Here is a 17,475-nt window from a genome sequence, read left to right on the forward strand (position 1 = left end):
GCAGTAGGAATAGGTCGGCAGTCAGGCGGGCTCGGTGACGACGCCGATACGCCGGTAGACGAATGGTGCGTCGCTCGAAGGAACCGTCGCAGCGCGCTGGGCTTCGTCGATCAGCATTGCCATGCGCGCATGGATCGGCGATTTCGCGCAAGCTGGGTCCGTCGCGGCGGCATCGCCGGCGATTGCCATCGCCTGGCAGCGGCAGCCGCCCCAGTCGATCTCGCGCCGCTCGCAGTTGCGGCAGGGCTCCTGCATCCAGTCCGTGCCTCTAAAGGCGTTAAATGCCGGGGAATCGGTCCATATCGCGGCCAGGCTGCGTGGTCCAAAACGCTCAAAACTGAGCGACGGGATGGTCTGGGCGGCATGGCATGGCAGCACAGTGCCGTCCGGCGTCACCATGAAGGCGTCGCGCGCCCAGCCGCCCATGCACGGCTTGGGATAGATGGCGAAATAATCCGGCGTGACGAAATCGATGTTCATGATGCCGGTGAGCCGTTCGCGCGCCGCCGCGACGATCTCCGCCTGGCGGTCGACGGCAGCACGCTCGGGCATCAGTTGATCGCGATTGGTCAGCGCCCAGCCGGCGTACTGCACGTTGGCGATCTCAAGACGCTCCGCACCCAGCGAAAGGGCGAGATCGATGAATTCCGGTACCTCCTCGATATTGTGGCGATGGATAGGCGCGTTGATGGTAAGCGGCAAGCCGGCCGCGCGAGCGTGGCGTGCGGTTTCCAGCTTCTTTTCGTGGCTGCCCCTGTGATTGCCGATGCGCTCGGTGGTCGCCGGCCGTGCGCCCTGAAAGCTCAGTTGCAGATGGTCGAGCCCGGCTTCGGCAAATGCCTCGATGCGGCCATCCGCAATGCCGACACCCGCGGTGATCAGGTTGGTGTAGACGCCGCGCGCCGAAAGCCCGGCGATCAATTGCTCGAGATCGCGACGCAGCGTCGGTTCACCGCCGGACAGATGCACCTGGAGAACGCCAAGGTCGGCCGCCTGCGAGAACAGGTCGAGCCAGCTCTGGGTATCGAGTTCGCGATTGGCCTTCAGCAATTCGAGCGGATTGGAGCAATAAGGGCATTGCAGCGGGCAGCGATGCGTCAGTTCCGCCAGCATGCCGATAGGAGGGAGGAGGGGCTCGCTCATAGCTTCACCAGCAGCTTGTCAGACCATTCCTGCAGGAAGGCGACGACGTCGGCGGCCACAGCCTCCTGTTCGGCGTCATAAACCGCTGCAAGGTCGGCAATGATGTGGCCGACGGTGGACCGCCCATCGCAGCGGCGCAATATGTCGAGGCTGATGTCGTTTGGCCAGAATACCTTCTCGGGCGAAAGCACGGCGAACGCCTGGCGCACGGGGTCATACTGTATGCGCACGTGCTTCGGCAGCGATGGAACCGACTGCGGCGACACCACGGCTCTTTCGCGCAGTGCCATCATTGGGCTGCCTCCGGACGGAAGGCGCCGGGCGGGATATTGCCCGGCTCGCCATAAGCGTGTTGAAGCGCGTCAAGCATGGTCCACAGTATATCGCATTTGAACACCAGTGCATCGATCGCCTGCTGCTGGCGTTCGGCCGTGTCGGCATGTTCGAGCACATAGGCGAGCGCGAAGTCGGCGTCGCGCGAGGCCTGTTCGGGCCGTCGGGTGAAATAGGCGAGCGTATCCTCGGTGATATAATCGTATCTGGCCAGCATCGCCGGTACCCGCTCGCCGATGATGAGCGGCGAGAACATCTCGGTCAGCGACGACGCGACCGCCTCCAGCAGGGTCCGGTTCGTGCAAAAGGAGAGGTAAGCGCCAACCGCAAAACGTGTCGCCGGCAGGGCCAGCCTCTCGCTCTTCACCGCGTCGGCATCGAGACCGAGCGAGGTCGCCACGTGCAACCAGCGCGCAATACCGCCGCTCCAGCCGTCCTCGCCGTCATGATCCTCGATGCGTTTGCGCCAGGCGGCGCGAAACGCCGGATCCTCGGCATGCGCGAGAATCATGGCATCCTTGCGCGGAATGACAGCCTGATAACAATAACGGTTCAGCGCCCAAGCCTGCATCTCGGTCCTCGACAGCGCGCCGCTGGTCATCCTGTGATGGAAAGGATGGCGGTTGTGATAGCGCTCGGCACCGACCTGCCGCAGCACGGCTTCGAGCTCGCTGGAGGACAGGCCGTTCTTGGCCGCGTCGCGGAAATCACTCAAAGGTCCATCTCCATCCCGTCGCGGGCCACTTCCCAGCCAGCCGCTTCGACTGCTGCGTGTTCGGCAGAATTCTCGTCCAGAACAGGGTTGGTGTTGTTGATGTGGACAAAGACACGGCGGCCGATCCTCACATCGGCCAAGCCGGCGATCGATCCCGCGTCTCCCGACATTGCCAGATGCCCCATCCGCGCACCGGTCTTTTGGCCGACGCCGGCAGCAATCATCTCGTCGTCGGTGAAGACCGTGCCGTCGAACAGAAGGCATGCGGCATCGGCTAGACGCCTGCGCAGGGTCGCATCGATGCGGGCGCAGCCGGGGATGTAGAAGACGGAGCCGCGACTGTCGGCACTGGCGATACGAACGCCGATCGTGTCGCCGGCATCGGAGCTGAAATTGGCATCCGGCTGGCCTTTTTCTTCGAGATAGAGGGCAATCTTCCCGGGCACGGGAAAGCTCTCGACAGCCACCCCGGTGTCGTGGCCGTCTGCATCGCAGATCGACAGTTCTTGCGCAGGCGGCAAGATGCGTCGCGGCACGAGCGCCGGATCGAGGACATTAAAAATCGAATTCGCCTCCAGCGTCGCCAGAACCTGTGTCGTTGCATAGATAGCGAAAGGCTGCCGCTCACGCAGGCTGAGCAGGCCGGCGACATGATCGACATCGGCATTGGTCAGCACCACCGCGCGAATAGGTGTCGAGCGCAGCGGCGCATCGTGCGCGGGCTGCAATTCAGGCGTTGCCGCCATCTGCTGGCGAATGTCGGGCGAGGCGTTGAACAGAACCCAGCCGAGCCCATCCGCCGACACGGCGACACTCGATTGGGTTCGTGGATGCACGCCAGCTACCCCGGTGCGAGCCGCACGGCTCAGACGATAATTGCAGTTCCATTGCGGAAAGCCACCGCCGGCAGCCGATCCGATGATTCTCAAGCGCATGAAAACGCCCGCCCCGCGGCTTCTCTGACCAGCAGCCAATTTGCAGTCGCAAAAAACGTCCCGCCCGCTCTGCGTGCCTCAAACTCTTTCACGAAAATCCCATGCGGCAAGGGGATGCGTGCCCCCGTTGCCAGGGACACGCACCTCTGCGGCCTACTTCTTGGGAGTAATTTCAGCAGGCAGATACCGCGAAATTTCAAAGCCCGCAGCAACCTGGCACATGGTCGGTTTTGTCCAGCTCTTCTTCATAACACTTCTCCTCTTCTACCAGCCCGAAGGGCCGATGCTGTCGTTAGTCAACCATTGCAGGGCACCGAAGCAATGGCTCGTCCATCAGGTTTCAAAATGGACAAATGAATCAATAGGTTTTAAAAAGTCAAAAAAGAAATCGAAAGTAGCTGTGGTCTTTCTTCAATTGTTCATCGCGTAGGGTTTCTTCTCCTCCAGCGGAAGACTTGCACCTTCCCAGCCATATGCGCCGAGCGGATGCCAGATCACTGAACTGTAGCCCCCCTCGACTTCCCGTTTCGCGGCATTCCACGACATCCAGCAATTCGTCTGCAATAGAACAGAATAGCGCGCGATTTGTCGGTGCCGGCCGCGGCTGCCAGGCCGTGGCGAAAGTAGCTGGCGGTCTCCTCCGAAATAGCGTCGTATCCCACGTTGGCCAGCCATATGCTGCCTGGAATGTCCTTTCTGACCTTGTCTCTCCATATCGTTCCTGCCGGCAGATTGGTCGGCCTCGGCGTGTTCGGCAACACGTCGAAGAAGACTGCCTTTTTCCCTCGCCACAGCGCTTCCGCCTCTTCCGTGGTCACCACTGTCGCCCGCTGCGGCGTGTCCGGCACGGGTGCCCGATATTCGTCCAGCCGGTAGCCGGCGGGCTCGTCAACCCCGCCTGCCCATGCCGGCTCCGTAATGCCCAGGAGGCCCATCATGAGCAGCAACACCACTTCCTTCCGTTCATCACCTGCCACATTCTGGCCTCCGCCGGGCCCATCCCAACTATTGCGTGATCGGATTGTCATGCTCGTCGATCAGCGGCACGTTGTAGCCGAGCAGGATCTTGATGATCTCCGCCTGGTTTTCCCTGATCACCCGGTTGAGCGTCCGCTTCCATTCCTGGTCGGACGGGCGTACGCCCATGGTGATGCGATAAGACATGCGCGAGCCGGTTTTTTCCTTCAGCAGCGGAACGATCGTGACGTCGGCTCCGAGTTCCCTGGCATAGTAGCCCGCCATCGGGCCCCACAGGACCGCCGCGTCGATCTTGCCGGCGAGCATGTCCTTGATCATAACCTCCCCCATGGAAGGGGTGACGCGAGTATCCACCGCCAGCGGGTAGATCTTGGCGGTCCGCAGAAGCTTGTTGGCGGCCATGTTGGCGGTTGGCGGCGTGCTTTCGACGACGCCGATTCTCTTGCCGGAAAGTTTCGGGTCTTCGATCGTCTCGACGCCTTCGATACCGTTGCCTTTCGGGTAGACGAGCACATAGGCGGAGCGGTAGTAGGCATTGGTGTTCTGCACCAGTTCATCACCTTGGGCGTAGCCCATGATGATGTCGCATCGGTTGGCCCCAAGCGTGTTGCGCACAAAGCCGGTGACAGTGGGAAACCACGTGTAAGCGACTGATTTCCGCCCCGTCTTCTTGGCAACCAGTTCAGCCAGCTTGTTTTCGAAGCCTTGGCCGTTCTTGTCGGTAAAGGGCATGTTCGAGGGATCTGCGCAGACGCGCAGATTGTCGGGATCGACCAGTTCTCCCGCCGCGCCAAGCCCGGCATTTTGTGCCAGAACATTCGACGGCAGCAAGGCGAGCGCGCCGAGGATCGACAGAACGATGCGTAGCTTCGATGCAGTGCAGCCGGTCATATCATCCACCCATGCAGGATGCTTCGGCATCCTTGGCTGCCTGGGACTTGTTTTCGTGCTTGGGCGGCCTGCCGCGGGGTGCGGCGCCATCGGCGCGCGCGCGCAGATAGACGTAGAGATCGTCCAGGTAACAATAGACGTTCTTGTTGTCGCCAAAGGCAGGCATGACATTTTCCTTGCCGCCGCCGACATTCTTGCGGCCCTCGGCGACGATCGACAGGAACGTGGCGTAATCCATGTTCTTCAGGCTGTTAGCCAGGGCAGGCGCATAGCTCGAACCTGTGGCGTCCTGTCCGTGACAGACATGGCAATCCGAGTGATACCGGCGGTACCCGCTGAAGGTGTACCAATCGACGGTTCCGTTTTCGATCTTGTAGGTCGGATTTCCGTCCGCATCTAGATATTTGCCTCCTTCTTGCTTCACCGCCTTGGCTTTTTCCATGCTGTCTTCGGCCCGTACCAGACTTGAGCTGGCCAGAGGCAGCAGGACCAGGGCGAGAGCGGAAACTGCAATGCGAACGATCATTCAGACTCTTCCTTCGTTTGCCAGAAACCCTGGCTGCCGTCGTGCAGCGGCATTGATCGGTGTTGGGTGCGCGGCGCAATCGAGAGCCCGGTTCCCGGCTTCGGGTGGCCCGGGCTCTCGTTTTCGAACCTGGTCGTTAGGCTCCTCCGGGTTATCAGTCCGGGAGGCCGAAGACGGTGAGCTGGCCGCCCAGCGTCGTATAGTCCGCAAGTGCCGCGTAACCGCCGACGGCACCCAGACCAGCGGTTCCAACGACTGCGGCCTGGTCGCCCTGCGCACGGCCCTGATCAACGGCCCCATGCCAGGCAGCGGCGTTGTCGGGCGAAAGCAGCCCACCTGCCAGACCGATACCGGCCCATCCACCGACGCCGGACAGAACGGCGATGTACTGCTTGCCGTCATGCTCGTAGGTCGTGATGTTGCCGATGATGCCGGACGGGGTCTTGAACTTGTAGAGCTCCTTGCCGTCCTTATCGACCGCCTTGATGTAGCCTTCGAGGGTACCGTAGAAGACGACGTCGCCATCTGTCGCCAATGCGCCCGACCACACCGAGAACTGCTCGGGCTTCGACCAGACGATCTCACCCTTGGCTGCATCCCAGGCAATGAAGTTGCCCATGTTGCCGTCACCGCCAGGCGCCGCATACATCGACACGGTGGCGCCCACATAGGGCTGACCGGCGGTGTAGCTCACTTTGTAAGGCTCATAGTCCATGCAGACATGGTTGGTCGGCACGTAGAACAACCCGGTCTTCGGCGAGTAGGCGGCCGGCTGCTGGTCCTTGGTTCCAAGCGCGGCCGGGCAGATACCGGTCGAGTTGGTGTCTTCGCCGTTCTGCTGGGTCGAATACTTGGCTACCACCTGCGGGCGGCCATACTGGTCGCTCTTGGGATCCATGTTGACTTCCGTCGCCCAGTTCACTGCCGGATCGTATTTCTTGGCGACGAGAAGTTCGCCGGTGGCTCGATCCATGGTGTAGGCAAAGCCGTTGCGGTCGAAATGCACCAGCACGTCGTGCTTGGCGCCATTGACCTCCATGCCATCGACGAGAATCATCTCGTTGATGCCGTCATAGTCCCACTCATCATGCGGGGTCATTTGGTAGAGCCATTTGGCAACACCGGTATCCGCATCGCGAGCCATGATTGTCATGGACCAGCGATTGTCACCCGGGCGCTGGACCGGGTTCCACGTCGAGGGATTGCCGGTGCCGTAATAGACCAGGTTCAGCTTGGGATCATAGGAATACCATCCCCATGTCGTGCCGCCGCCCGTCTTCCACTGTTCGCCTTCCCAGGTGTTGGTGCCGGAATCCTTTCCGACAGGCTTGCCAAGATGGGTCGTCTTCTCGGGATCGAGAAGGGTGTCTGCATCAGGACCTTCCGAATAGGCTTTCCAGGCGAGCTTGCCGTCTTTCAGGTTGTAGGCGGCCAGCCAGCCGCGAACACCGAATTCAGCACCGGAAACTCCCACGAGCACCTTGTCCTTGATGACCACGGGTGCCGACGTGCCGGATTCGCCCTTTCCGCCGTCGGTCTGGTCGCCGTTCTTGACAGACCAGACGACCTTGCCGGTCTTGGCATCGAGCGCGACGACGGTGGTGTCGGCCTGGTTGAGAATGATCTTGCCGTCACCATAGGCAACACCACGATTGACCGTGTCGCAGCACATGATCGGAATGACGTTCGTGTCCTGCTTGGGCTCGTATTTCCACAGGATCTTCCCGTCGTTCTTGAGATCGAGAGCAAAGACGTTGTTTGGGAAAGGCGTGTGGACATACATCACGTCGCCGATGACCAGCGGCCCGCCTTCGTGACCGCGCAGCACGCCGGTGGAAAAGCTCCATTTGACCTGCAGGTTCTTCACATTGTCGGCAGTGATCTGCTTGAGTTTGGAATAGCGGGTGTTGGCGTAGTCACCCGTCTGCATCGCCCAGTTCTTCGCATCCGATGCGAGCTTTGCAAGGTCTTCATTGGCCGAAGCCGTATAGGCAGCGCCGAGCGATAAAAACGCCGCGGTCGTCAGAATGTAGGTAGTTTTCGCAAGTACACGCATCCAAAATCCTCCCGGGTTCACAGTGAAGAATCGACCGTCAAGCCCCACAAGGGCTTGCCCAAGCAATTCATGTTGGGAAGTTATTTTCCGACAGCTGTCACGACCTACCCCGAAGCAGAGGGCACCATACCGCCCGCCCCCCTTGGTCTTCGAAAGACTGCCGCCGCTCCCTGATAACGGTGGCGCTCTTGAAGCCGGAAACAAGAAAAAACTATGTCATCGTAAAAGACCAGGCAAGCAAAAACCTACAATGCATCGTTGCGCTGCAATATCGATATGTTGCACCGCAATATTTAGAAACAATTAAAATAAGCGCCGTGTGAAAAACTAATAAGAGGATGGCCGCCAGCTCCTATGTATATAGCAACCATATTATTCCCGTATTCTCGAGGTGATACACATTTGACTTTATTTCGATATATTCTACGGGGCACCTCGGCGTAAGTATGCGTGCATCTCGCTGGCTCCCGATAGTGAGCGAAGCATGAAATGAACGCGTGAAGGAGGGTGCGCAGCGGGTCATGAAGCTGGCTCTTGACGGCCGATGGGGCATTCCTCCTTTGGTCCTATACGCAGGCCATTGGAGCTTGACGGGCATTGCGGCACGTCGCCAAATTGGAGCGATGATCCCGTCTGGATGCATGGTGTCCAGGCCAACTGGAGGTTCCTCATGATAAGGTCTGTTGGATCTCTCACCTTGGCGGTGGCCTTTGCGGGGTCGCTGGCCTTTGCGAACTCGGCTAACGCCGCGGGAGACTACCCGACGGCAACGATTGCCGACTACGTGCTCGGCTGCATGCAAACAAATGGCCAGACACGTCAGGCGCTTGAAAGCTGTTCCTGCTCGATCGATGTTATCGCCTCGATCCTTCCTTACGATCACTATGAGAGGGCGGAGACCTTCAAAAGCATGTCGTTGACGACAGGGGAGGCGGCAGGGTTGTTTCGCGAAAGCGCGCCAGCCAAGGCGGCGCGCACCGAACTGAAACGCGCGCAGGCTGAAGCCGACGTACGTTGCTTTTAATCAGCCGGAACGGGTACGCGTGGCCGTGCGCCTCACAGTCCCGCCGTTTTCCATCGGCCAGTGGCCGCGAAATATGTTGCCATCCGTGTCTGTCGCCTCGACACGGATTTCGCCTTTGCCGTGCGCGGTGAAATCGAACCGGAAATTGGCATCCTCCGAAATCGATATTCCGCCCTCCATCAAGAGAATCGGCTGGTCGCCTTGAGAGATCGACAGTTCGTGGATGAAGTGCGCGGGAATGAAATACCGGGTGTCACCGCTTTGGCACGAACTCGAGCAACGGCGCGTACGGCGGCCCGACCAGCGGCGGATAGCGGCGGTAGGTGTTGTAGACCGCTCCGTCCTCCATCGCGAAGACGCTCCACCCTGCGCTCACCGACACGGCCGACTGGAGGTCCGGCGCACCTACATCGTCCCGGTAATCCTGCAGCCATTGCGGGGCCTCGCGGAGCAGCTGCCCCATGTCGAACTCGTCGCGGGCGATTCCGGACATCTCCTCCCGGCGGAATGCGAAGCCGTAGTCGAACAGGAAGTCGTCGCCGTAGCCCGACACGTAGGGCATCGTCCACCCGCGCTGTGTCTTAGTTGCCATCAGCTTCTCCAGCGGCGCCAGCGACATCGCGATGAGCGTCACGTCGCGGCCGTTCACGTGCGTGATCATGCCGCCCAGCCCATCGCCGACCGAGGCGCACCCCGGGCACGCCGTCTTCCAGTCCTCTCCGTACATTAGGTGGTAAATGAGGAGCTGCGAGCGGCCATCGAACAGCTGCGGCAAGGACTTTGGCCCTTCCTCGGTTGCGAAGGCGTAGTGCTTCTCGACCGGCACCCAGGGCAACTCTCGCCGTTGCTCAGTCACGCGCCGTTCGTGCGCTGCCAGCTCCTGCTCGGCCGCCAGCAGCTCCTTGCGGGCAGCCTGCCACTCCTGCTCAGTCGCGACCTTCATCCGACCTCCTATGTTCGACCTAATCCTTGTTGAAATGGCGTCGGAGCGGAAACTCATCAGCCCCGCGAACTCGACAACCTCCGCGACCTCTCTTAGTCGCACCACAGACACTGCAAGCGGACGGTAGCCTGGCTCGCCCGGCGGGCACAAGTAGCCCGCGACGGAACGCGCCTCGAAGCGATCGTAGCGCAGCAGACGACGGCCGGTAAATTTGCGAACGGCCACCCCCAGCATTGTCGTTGTCGCTTATTCCCATTCGAGCTCGGCAAAACCCGCTGTCGCGTTGCGCACGTTGTAGTCGTCGAACAGATGCCAATTGCCGCGTTCGCTTTGGCCGGCGGTCTTGATGGCCTCGCTGAGCGGCAACCATTCCGCGATCGCCTTGCGAATGTCGCGCGGCAGGATGTCGAAATAGCGCCGCTCCGCCGTCAGCGCCTCCGGCCAGCCGCCGGCGCCGGGCCGTGACTCGGCACGGCCCGCGCGGCGGCGATCGCGGCGAGCGCGTGCATCTGGCGGAGCCAGCCGAGCAGCGATCCGTCGATGGCCGACGATGGTCGCGCCGATCTCCCGGAACGCAGCGTTGCCGAAGACGTGGTCGGGGTGCATGTGAGTGTTGATCAGGTAGCGAACCGCCTTGGCGGTTATTTTGCCGACCGCGGCGATGAAGGCGTGCGCCTCGATCAGGCTGCCGCCCCTGTCGATGACGGCAACGGCGTCAGTCCTGACGACGACGGCCAGGTTCGAGATCGCGCCCTGGTTGGCGGCGCTCATCAATTCATCCGCACCCTGGAAAAACAAAGACGTTGTCGGCGACTTTCCTGACCTAGCGGCGAGAGCGGCCCGCCCGAGGCAACAAGGCAGCATCGCGGCGCTGGCCGCGGTGCAGGCGAAGCCGTTCACAAGCTTGCGTCGTACGCTGTCAGATAAGCATGTCTTCTCCGATATGCATTCCGAACGGCAAGGCGATCAGGCCACACCCGGAAATTTTTGCTGGAATGATCGCAAAAGGTCGCTCATCACCAGTGGATTGCGATGTTGTCGCGGCACTCTTACGTCGAACATGCCGAGCACATGGGCTGGGCGCTGCGCAAGCACGATGATGCGGTCCGACAGCATCAGTGCCTCGCGCAGATTGTGCGTTACCATCAAGGCGGTCGTGGGCCGCGCCGACCAGACGCTCAAAAGCAATTGCCGAAGCCGCTCGGCCATCCGTTCGTCGAGGGAGGCGAAGGGTTCGTCCAGGAAAAGCACCGCCGGTTCGGTGGCGAAGGCCCTGGCAAGCGCTGCCCTGCGCGCAAGGCCGAGCGAAAGCTCCGCCGGATAGAGCGAGCGCATGCCAGCGAGGCCGAGAGTGTCAAACAGCTCGTCGAGACTGTTCGCTCTTAGGCTTTTCGGCAGCGCCAGCCTGACATTCTGCTCCACCGTCCGCCACGGCAGCAAAGTAGGCTCCTGGAACACGGCGGCGATGCGGTTCGAGCCGCCCTGCGGCAGTTGGAAAGAGCCGGAAAAGTCCTTGTCCAGTCCAAGCAGGATGCGCAACGTCGTGGTTTTGCCGCAGCCCGACGGCCCAAACAGGCAAGCGAATTCGCCCTGCCGGACCTCGAAGGACAGACCCTGAAGCGCCGTGATCGACACGCCTTGCGCGGACCTGAAGGTTTTTTCGGCGATGTCGACCCTAAGCGGGACGGCGGCGCCAACGGGTTGCATGTCGTTCAATGGGCTGCACCAGGACAAGTTCGATGACAAGCATCACCGCCACGAAAGCCAGCGTGTAGGCAAGAACGGCGGCGACGTCGAAGAGCTGGAAATAAAGATAGATCTGGAAGCCGACGCCATTGGAGCGGCCGAGCAGTTCGACCACCAGGACGATCTTCCATATGAGGGCGATGCCGGACCGCGAGGCCGCGGCAAAATAGGGCTGCAGTTGCGGCAGCAGGACATGGCGGATGCGCTCGAGCGGGGCGAAGCGGTAGACGGCGGCCATTTCGGCATAACGCGGATCAAACGCCCTGGCGCCTTCGCGCATTGTCACCACGACGTTCGGGATCTTGTTGACGGCAACTGCGCCAATCGCCGCCGCCTCGTTGAGGCCGAACCAGATATAGGCGAGCACGATGACCACCAGCGCGGGAATGTTGAGAAACAGGACCACCCACGGACTGAAGAATCGGTCCGCACCGCGGTGGCTCCCGAGAATGACACCGATGACGGAGCCGATGATCATTGCGACGACGTACGCCGCAGCAACCCGTCCGAGCGTCGCGCCAAGATGATAAAAAAGCTCGCCGCTCGCCGCTTCCCTGAGCAGCACCTGCCAGACCTGCCCTGGTGAGGGGAAAGCACGGCTTTGCCACAGATGGGCCGCGAGGCTCCACAGCAGGCAAAGTCCCAGCAGGGAAACCGTTACCGTCAGCGCTGGCGTCAGCGGCGTCGCAATGCCGGATCGACCCGACTTGTCTTCCGTTGCGGTCATTTCGCGAGTTCCGGCCAGAACGTGCCGGGCGCCATCTCGGGCGCCCTGCCAACCAGCTTCTCGCCGCCTATCGCGGCCAGCACGTGATAGAGTTTGCCCGCATCGGCCGCTTCTTCGGCGACCGGCCGTCTTGGGATGCCCTGGCGATAGCGGTCACGCAGTTTTTCCAGCTCCTTGCCTTCTGCGTGAATGAGTGGCGCCAGGCGCAGCCATTCATCATCGGATCTGGCCAGCAAGTCCTTGGCCTGCATGGACGCCTTGACGAAGCCCTGGGCGGCATCCGGATTGTCGTTCGCCCATTGGTCGTGGAAGACGTAGCCGAGTGCCGATACGGGGCCCGAGGCACCAAGCGCTTTCGCCGCGTCATCCGCGCCGATCAGCCGACGAAAGCCGTTGGCCTCGAGCCGGGCGCAGAAATGCCAGAAATTGAGCACGGCATCGAGTTCGCCCTGCATCGCCTTTTCAGAAATCAGCGGCGGCGCGCCAAAGACGACGTCGCAGGCTGTCGGCAGGTCGAGGCCGTGATCGCGTCTGGCCAGCGCCTGGACCAGTAACCAGCTCTTGTCGAGCGGGCCGCCGGCGACACCGATTTTCTTTTCCTTGAGGTCGGCGAGCGCCCGGATCGGCGATTCCTCCTTCACCATGATTGCCCCCACGGCGGTCGAATAAGGGGCCAATGTAAGGTCGCCGCCCTCGGAGCGCTGGCGCGAGACCCACAGCCAGTCGGTCACGATCATGTCGATCGCGCCGGCCAGCAGCGCGACGTTGGTCGCATCCTCCCCGGCGAAGTAGACAATTTCCAGATCGATCCTGTTGGCCTCGTCGAGCTTGTGACGTTTCAGCGTATCGAGTTCCCAGCTCACGGTGCCGAACTTCAGGACACCAATCCGGACCTTGGCTGCCGCAAAGACGGCAAACGGCTTTGAGGCGAGGATGGCCCCAAGAGCCGCCAAGCGTAGCATCATGCGCCGCGAAATCATCATCGCGTCTCCTCTTTCAGGGTCGTCGACGAACCAGGAATGTCGATCAAATCGCTCGTTCCTTGCTCGGAACGGCACATTTCCAGCGCACGACCTTGAGACTCGGATGTTCCTGAGACCATTTTGGGATCTCGGCGGGCGCCAGGAACATGCATTGGAACAGGGAGCCGCGGCTCTCGAAATAGAGGTGTTCATCTCGGCAATTGCCCGGATTGGCGCTCAGGCACACCGTTAATATGAGATCGACCATATCCATTTAGCACCTATCGTCGCCTGTACGGCGATCTCTCCAGAGTTCGTGCTTTGGAGTTTCATCGGATTTCCTGAAGGTGCCCAAACAGGAAACGGGTTGGAGTGAGGCTACGCGTTCGGCCAATAGGCGTCAATGATGTGTACCGCGTGTCGGTACACACTTCCCCTTCGCGCGGTCGGGAAACGAAACAGGACCTTTGTACGATTGACTTCCTTCATCGGCAGTCTAGCTTTTCGAGGTGTGCAGGTGCTGCCGGCCCGGGGCGGAAGGACGAATAGTTCGCTCTCCCGCGTAAAAACGGATGCCGGCGATCAAGGCATCGACACGCGTAAAGTGTCCAGGGCACTCACACGATCAATGAGGAAATGCCATGCGCGCAGTCGCATTTTTCGCCGCCGTGTCCGTCGCCACCTTTGTCACTACCCAGTCTCAGGCACAGGATGCCGCGGCGGGTGAGAAGGTCTTCGCCAAATGCAAGATCTGCCACGTCGCCGACAAGGACCAGAACAAGGTCGGTCCGTCCTTGAATGGCGTCATCGGCCGAACGGCCGGGACGCATCCGGGGTTCAGCTATTCCAAGGCGATGACCGAGGCCGGCAAGTCCGGCGTCAAATGGGACGAAGCCACACTGACGACCTACCTTCGCGATCCCAAGGCGATGGTCAAGGGAACCAAGATGGCGTTTGCCGGCCTCAAGAAGGACGAGGACATCGCCAACGTCATTGCTTATCTGAAGCAATTCTCGAAATAACGCGGTACCGCCGGCCATTGGACTGCGCCCGGCCGGCGTTGACTGGGCCTTGCGCTTGGGGTCACGCAGCGTCTTGCAGCCTCTGCATCGCGGACGGCAGATCGAACAGGCTGTCGCAAACGAGGTCGGCGCCAAGCTCTTCAACGGGAATTTGGCTGTATCCGCCACGCAGCAGAATGACTGCCATGGCGGCGGCGCGGGCGGCGGCCACGTCGGCGCTGCTGTCTCCGACCATCAACGTGTCACGAGGCTCGACCTCAAGCTGGTCGAGCGCCAGCAACAGCGCGTCTGGCGCCGGTTTCAAGTATGTCACCGCGTCTCCGCCGACGATCGCGCCAAGATAATCCGTCAGCCGAAAATGCAGCAGAATTTCACGAGCCGCCAGCTGCGGCTTGTTGGTCACCACGCCCATGGCCATTCCGCTCAAATGCAAGTGCGTGAGAACCTCCCTGACGCCAGGCATCAGCCTCGTGCGCCCGGTCAGATTCCTGCGATAGATCGGCGCCATGACGCGGTTGGCCTCATCGAGCGTGCTGCCGAGGAGCGGCGTGCCGGAAGCCGCGAAGGCTCGTTCGACCAGTTTCCTGATGCCGCCGCCGATCATGGCCTTGACCTGATCCAGCCGCAGCGGCGGCAGATCGCGGTCGGCCAGCAATTCGTTGACGGCGGCCGCTATATCAGGCGCCGAATCGACCAGTGTGCCGTCGAGATCGAACAGGATCGCCTTCGGCGAGCGAAACGGCCTGCCTGCGCCGACGTTCATGCAGCATCCTTCCACTTGATCGAACAGCCGATCGACGCCATCTGGTCAAGCGGTCCGTCGCCGGTTCGGGCAATTTGCTTCATCGCCTCGAACAGGTCGCGCCTCAGCCCGGGCGATTCGGCGTCGCGTCGCGACGCGTCCAGCCGGCCGCGATATTGCAGCGTCAAATCTCTGTTGAGGCCGAAGAAATCCGGAGTGCAAACGGCTCCATAGGCGCGCGCCACCGTCTGGCGCTCGTCGTGGAGATAGGGGAAGGTGAAGCCGTTCGTCATGGCGAAGCGCTTCATGTTGTCGAAGGAATCGTCGGGGTAGGCGTCGGCATCGTTTGAGTTGATCGCGACAAAGCCGATGCCTTGCGCCTTGAGGTCGTTGGCATCGCGGACGATGCGTGAAATCACCGCCTTCACATAGGGGCAGTGATTGCAGATGAAGGCCACGACCAGCCCGTTCGGGCCGGCATGGCTTAAGATCGAATGCGATGTGCCGTCGACACCAGGCAAAACGGCGTCGATGGCTCGCCAGCCGAAATCGCAGACAGGTGGAATTGCCGCCATAGTTGCCCTCGGATGAAACGGTTTTATGCAGCTTTCCGGATCGCCCCGTCGGCCGCCTGCCTGATGGCGCCGATATTGGCGCGATAGGCAGCCTCGGTGCCACCCCTAAAGATGGCAGAGCCGGCGACCAGCACATTGGCGCCGGCCGCGGTGACCAGCGGAGCGGTTTCGGGCGTGACGCCGCCGTCGATCTCTATGTCGATCGGACGATGGCCGACTAGGGCCTTGACCCGCCTGACCTTATCGACGACCGCCGCAATGAAGGCCTGGCCGCCGAAGCCCGGATTGACCGTCATCAGAAGCACCAGATCGAGCCGGTCGAGCACATATTCGATGACGCTTTCTGGCGTCGAGGGGTTCAGCGAAACGCCGGCCTTCTTGCCGAGGTTTCTGATTGCCTGCAGCGAACGGTCGAGATGCGGTCCGGCCTCGGCATGCACTGTGATGATGTCGCAGCCGGCATCGGCGAAGGCGCCGAGATAGGCGTCGGCCGGCGCGATCATCAGGTGGCAGTCGAAGATCTTGTCCGTTCGATCACGGATCGCCTTGATCACCGGCGGACCGAAGGTGATGTTGGGCACGAAATGGCCGTCCATCACGTCGAGATGAATCCAGTCGGCGCCTGCCCGGACGACCGCTTCGACCTCGTCGCCGAGCCGTGAGAAGTCCGCGGAAAGCACCGAGGGCGCAATGATTGTCTTGGTATCCATGATCGTCGGCTCCCATTCTGTCGTCCGTTTCTGGTCGCTGCACACCCAACCGGCGTCGTCTTGTCAGCGCACCTTCGTCTCCGGTTCGCCTTCGAGCTTACCTTCCGCGAATACGCGGCTGCCGCGAATGTCGGATTCCTCGATGGTGATAAGGTCGGTTTTCGTCAACGCCCGGTCGCGCGATGCGAAAAGCCGGCTGGCCTGGCGAAGCCGCGCCCGGTCGAGGCTATTGCGGACCGAGCGGGCGTTGGAGAAATGCGGCAGCCGCATGCGGATCGGGAGATACTCGTCGAGCGCCTTAGCCGCCGCTTCGCTGAGACGGTAATTCTGTTGCGCCAGCATGATCTCGGCGATCGATTTGAGTTCGCTGACCCCGTAGTCCGGAAAATCGAGGTGATGGGCGATGCGCGAGCGCATGCCGGGATTGCTGTCGAAGAAGCGGTCCATCTTGTCCTTGTAGCCGGCAAGAATCACAACCAGATCGTCACGGTTGTTTTCCATGCATTGCAGCAGGATTTCGATCGATTCCTGGCCGTAGTCGCGTTCGTTCTCGGGCTTGTAGAGATAGTAGGCCTCGTCGATGAAAAGCACCCCGCCCATGGCGCGCTTGATCACTTCGCGGGTTTTGGGCGCGGTGTGGCCCACATACTGGCCGACGAGATCGTCGCGCGTCACCGCGACCATGTGCCCTTCGCGGACATAGCCGAGACGATGCAGGATTTCTGCCATTCTGAGCGCCACGGTGGTCTTTCCCGTACCGGGATTTCCCGTAAAGTTCATGTGCAGCGTCGGCGCGCCCGAGATCAGCCCGAACTTGCGGCGAAGCCGGTCGACCAGGAGCAGCGCGGCGATCTCGCGGATCCGGTTCTTGACGGGCTTCAGGGCAACGAGTTCGCGGTCGAGCTTTTCCATCACCTCGTCGATGTTGGATGCCTCGAACTCGGCCTGCAGATCAACCGATTCGCCCTGCGCGGCAGCGCCCTTTGCTATCGTGTCCAGCATGGTTTTGCCTAGCTCCGTTCGCCTTCGGGCCTGTCGGTCGCATAAGGCACGATCGAATAGCCCTGGCTGCGGCCGTCACGCTCCTGGCGCAGCAGCCGGAACCCGGGTTCATTGGGCGGGCGGTTGACGATGAACGACATGCGCGGCGCTTCCCAGCCCTTGGTCGAATCGAAGGCGGTGACCCGGACATACATGTTGGGCATGGCTTTCCGGCAATTGTTGACTTCAAGCAGGATGCCCGCCGGGTCCCTAAGGTCGAACATCGGGTTGCCGTACATTTCCCAATAGGTGTTTCGCGGATGCGGATCGTCGGTGTATTCGACGCTGACCGCCCAGTGGTTTTTCAGCGCGTATTTGATCTGCGCCGAGATCTGCTCATCGGTCAGCTCGGGCAGGAACGAAAACTGTCCCTGCGTGACCTTGTTTCCGGGATTGGTCATCATGG

21 protein-coding genes and 1 pseudogene are annotated in these 17,475 nt (G+C 61.2%); 2 read left to right on the plus strand and 20 right to left on the minus strand.

Annotated elements, in window-relative coordinates; translation table 11 throughout:
- Nucleotides 1–21: 21 nt before the first annotated feature.
- The 8 genes and pseudogenes from pqqE to AC0L2Y_RS21325 all read right to left on the minus strand — a co-directional run bounded on the left by pqqE (nt 22) and on the right by AC0L2Y_RS21325 (nt 7,451).
- Nucleotides 22–1,143, minus strand: a complete 1,122-nt coding sequence (pqqE, locus tag AC0L2Y_RS21290; RefSeq protein WP_473559236.1) for a pyrroloquinoline quinone biosynthesis protein PqqE — start codon at nt 1,141–1,143, stop codon at nt 22–24.
- A complete protein-coding gene (pqqD, locus tag AC0L2Y_RS21295) occupies nt 1,140–1,436 on the minus strand; it encodes a pyrroloquinoline quinone biosynthesis peptide chaperone PqqD (protein ID WP_473559238.1) in 297 nt (98 codons plus the stop codon). The genes pqqE and pqqD overlap by 4 nt, the downstream gene beginning before the upstream one ends.
- Nucleotides 1,433–2,191 (minus strand): pyrroloquinoline-quinone synthase PqqC, encoded by a 759-nt coding sequence (gene pqqC, locus AC0L2Y_RS21300; RefSeq protein ID WP_473559240.1) that lies wholly within the window; start codon nt 2,189–2,191, stop codon nt 1,433–1,435. The genes pqqD and pqqC overlap by 4 nt, the downstream gene beginning before the upstream one ends.
- Nucleotides 2,188–3,126: a pyrroloquinoline quinone biosynthesis protein PqqB gene (gene pqqB / locus AC0L2Y_RS21305; RefSeq protein ID WP_473559241.1), complete on the minus strand. Its 939-nt coding sequence runs from the start codon at nt 3,124–3,126 to the stop codon at nt 2,188–2,190. The genes pqqC and pqqB overlap by 4 nt, the downstream gene beginning before the upstream one ends.
- Before the next feature lie 411 nt (nt 3,127–3,537).
- A pseudogene (locus AC0L2Y_RS21310) lies at nt 3,538–4,064 on the minus strand (PQQ-dependent catabolism-associated CXXCW motif protein).
- 67 nt (nt 4,065–4,131) lie between these two features.
- Nucleotides 4,132–4,995, minus strand: a complete 864-nt coding sequence (locus tag AC0L2Y_RS21315; RefSeq protein ID WP_473559243.1) for a substrate-binding domain-containing protein — start codon at nt 4,993–4,995, stop codon at nt 4,132–4,134.
- Between the two features lies 1 nt (nt 4,996).
- Nucleotides 4,997–5,521 carry a c-type cytochrome, methanol metabolism-related gene (locus AC0L2Y_RS21320; protein WP_473559245.1) on the minus strand — a complete coding sequence of 175 codons (525 nt, stop codon included), beginning with the start codon at nt 5,519–5,521 and terminating at the stop codon, nt 4,997–4,999.
- A 154-nt stretch (nt 5,522–5,675) separates the two neighbouring features.
- On the minus strand, nt 5,676–7,451 hold the full coding sequence (locus tag AC0L2Y_RS21325; protein ID WP_473559373.1) for a methanol/ethanol family PQQ-dependent dehydrogenase: 1,776 nt from the start codon (nt 7,449–7,451) through the stop codon (nt 5,676–5,678).
- Between the two features lie 796 nt (nt 7,452–8,247).
- Between AC0L2Y_RS21325 and AC0L2Y_RS21330 the strand changes: the two genes are divergently transcribed.
- Entirely contained in the window at nt 8,248–8,601 is a 354-nt protein-coding gene (locus AC0L2Y_RS21330; protein WP_473559247.1) for a hypothetical protein, read from the plus strand.
- On the opposite strand, the gene AC0L2Y_RS21335 is transcribed toward AC0L2Y_RS21330, so the two are convergent.
- The 7 genes from AC0L2Y_RS21335 to AC0L2Y_RS21365 all read right to left on the minus strand — a co-directional run bounded on the left by AC0L2Y_RS21335 (nt 8,602) and on the right by AC0L2Y_RS21365 (nt 13,253).
- Nucleotides 8,602–8,913 carry a thiosulfate oxidation carrier complex protein SoxZ gene (locus AC0L2Y_RS21335; protein ID WP_473559375.1) on the minus strand — a complete coding sequence of 104 codons (312 nt, stop codon included), beginning with the start codon at nt 8,911–8,913 and terminating at the stop codon, nt 8,602–8,604.
- A complete protein-coding gene (locus AC0L2Y_RS21340) occupies nt 8,855–9,544 on the minus strand; it encodes a DUF899 family protein (protein ID WP_473559248.1) in 690 nt (229 codons plus the stop codon). Before AC0L2Y_RS21340 ends, AC0L2Y_RS21335 begins: the two co-directional genes overlap by 59 nt.
- A gap of 246 nt (nt 9,545–9,790) precedes the next feature.
- Nucleotides 9,791–10,315, minus strand: coding sequence for an MBL fold metallo-hydrolase (locus AC0L2Y_RS21345; RefSeq protein ID WP_473559250.1), 525 nt, complete (start codon nt 10,313–10,315; stop codon nt 9,791–9,793).
- Nucleotides 10,316–10,510: 195 nt separating this feature from the next.
- Nucleotides 10,511–11,251 (minus strand): ABC transporter ATP-binding protein, encoded by a 741-nt coding sequence (locus AC0L2Y_RS21350; RefSeq protein ID WP_473559377.1) that lies wholly within the window; start codon nt 11,249–11,251, stop codon nt 10,511–10,513.
- On the minus strand, nt 11,220–12,017 hold the full coding sequence (locus tag AC0L2Y_RS21355; RefSeq protein WP_473559252.1) for an ABC transporter permease: 798 nt from the start codon (nt 12,015–12,017) through the stop codon (nt 11,220–11,222). The genes AC0L2Y_RS21350 and AC0L2Y_RS21355 overlap by 32 nt, the downstream gene beginning before the upstream one ends.
- Nucleotides 12,014–13,000, minus strand: a complete 987-nt coding sequence (locus AC0L2Y_RS21360; protein ID WP_473559253.1) for an ABC transporter substrate-binding protein — start codon at nt 12,998–13,000, stop codon at nt 12,014–12,016. The genes AC0L2Y_RS21355 and AC0L2Y_RS21360 overlap by 4 nt, the downstream gene beginning before the upstream one ends.
- 43 nt (nt 13,001–13,043) lie before the next feature.
- Nucleotides 13,044–13,253 carry a hypothetical protein gene (locus tag AC0L2Y_RS21365; RefSeq protein ID WP_473559254.1) on the minus strand — a complete coding sequence of 70 codons (210 nt, stop codon included), beginning with the start codon at nt 13,251–13,253 and terminating at the stop codon, nt 13,044–13,046.
- A gap of 367 nt (nt 13,254–13,620) precedes the next feature.
- On the opposite strand from AC0L2Y_RS21365, the gene AC0L2Y_RS21370 reads away from it, so the two are divergent.
- On the plus strand, nt 13,621–14,001 hold the full coding sequence (locus AC0L2Y_RS21370; RefSeq protein ID WP_473559255.1) for a c-type cytochrome: 381 nt from the start codon (nt 13,621–13,623) through the stop codon (nt 13,999–14,001).
- A gap of 61 nt (nt 14,002–14,062) precedes the next feature.
- Here AC0L2Y_RS21370 and gph read toward each other — a convergent pair whose 3' ends face one another.
- From gph to AC0L2Y_RS21395, 5 genes are all read right to left on the minus strand, one after another.
- Nucleotides 14,063–14,764, minus strand: a complete 702-nt coding sequence (gene gph, locus AC0L2Y_RS21375; protein ID WP_473559257.1) for a phosphoglycolate phosphatase — start codon at nt 14,762–14,764, stop codon at nt 14,063–14,065.
- On the minus strand, nt 14,761–15,318 hold the full coding sequence (locus AC0L2Y_RS21380; protein ID WP_473559259.1) for a thioredoxin family protein: 558 nt from the start codon (nt 15,316–15,318) through the stop codon (nt 14,761–14,763). Before AC0L2Y_RS21380 ends, gph begins: the two co-directional genes overlap by 4 nt.
- A 23-nt stretch (nt 15,319–15,341) precedes the next feature.
- Nucleotides 15,342–16,028 (minus strand): ribulose-phosphate 3-epimerase, encoded by a 687-nt coding sequence (gene rpe / locus AC0L2Y_RS21385; protein WP_352492360.1) that lies wholly within the window; start codon nt 16,026–16,028, stop codon nt 15,342–15,344.
- A gap of 63 nt (nt 16,029–16,091) precedes the next feature.
- Nucleotides 16,092–17,030: a CbbX protein gene (cbbX, locus tag AC0L2Y_RS21390; protein ID WP_473559261.1), complete on the minus strand. Its 939-nt coding sequence runs from the start codon at nt 17,028–17,030 to the stop codon at nt 16,092–16,094.
- 8 nt (nt 17,031–17,038) lie between these two features.
- Nucleotides 17,039–17,473, minus strand: a complete 435-nt coding sequence (locus AC0L2Y_RS21395) for a ribulose bisphosphate carboxylase small subunit (RefSeq protein ID WP_023678835.1) — start codon at nt 17,471–17,473, stop codon at nt 17,039–17,041.
- Nucleotides 17,474–17,475: the final 2 nt, after the last annotated feature.

The organism is Mesorhizobium sp. WSM4830, from assembly GCF_055811495.1.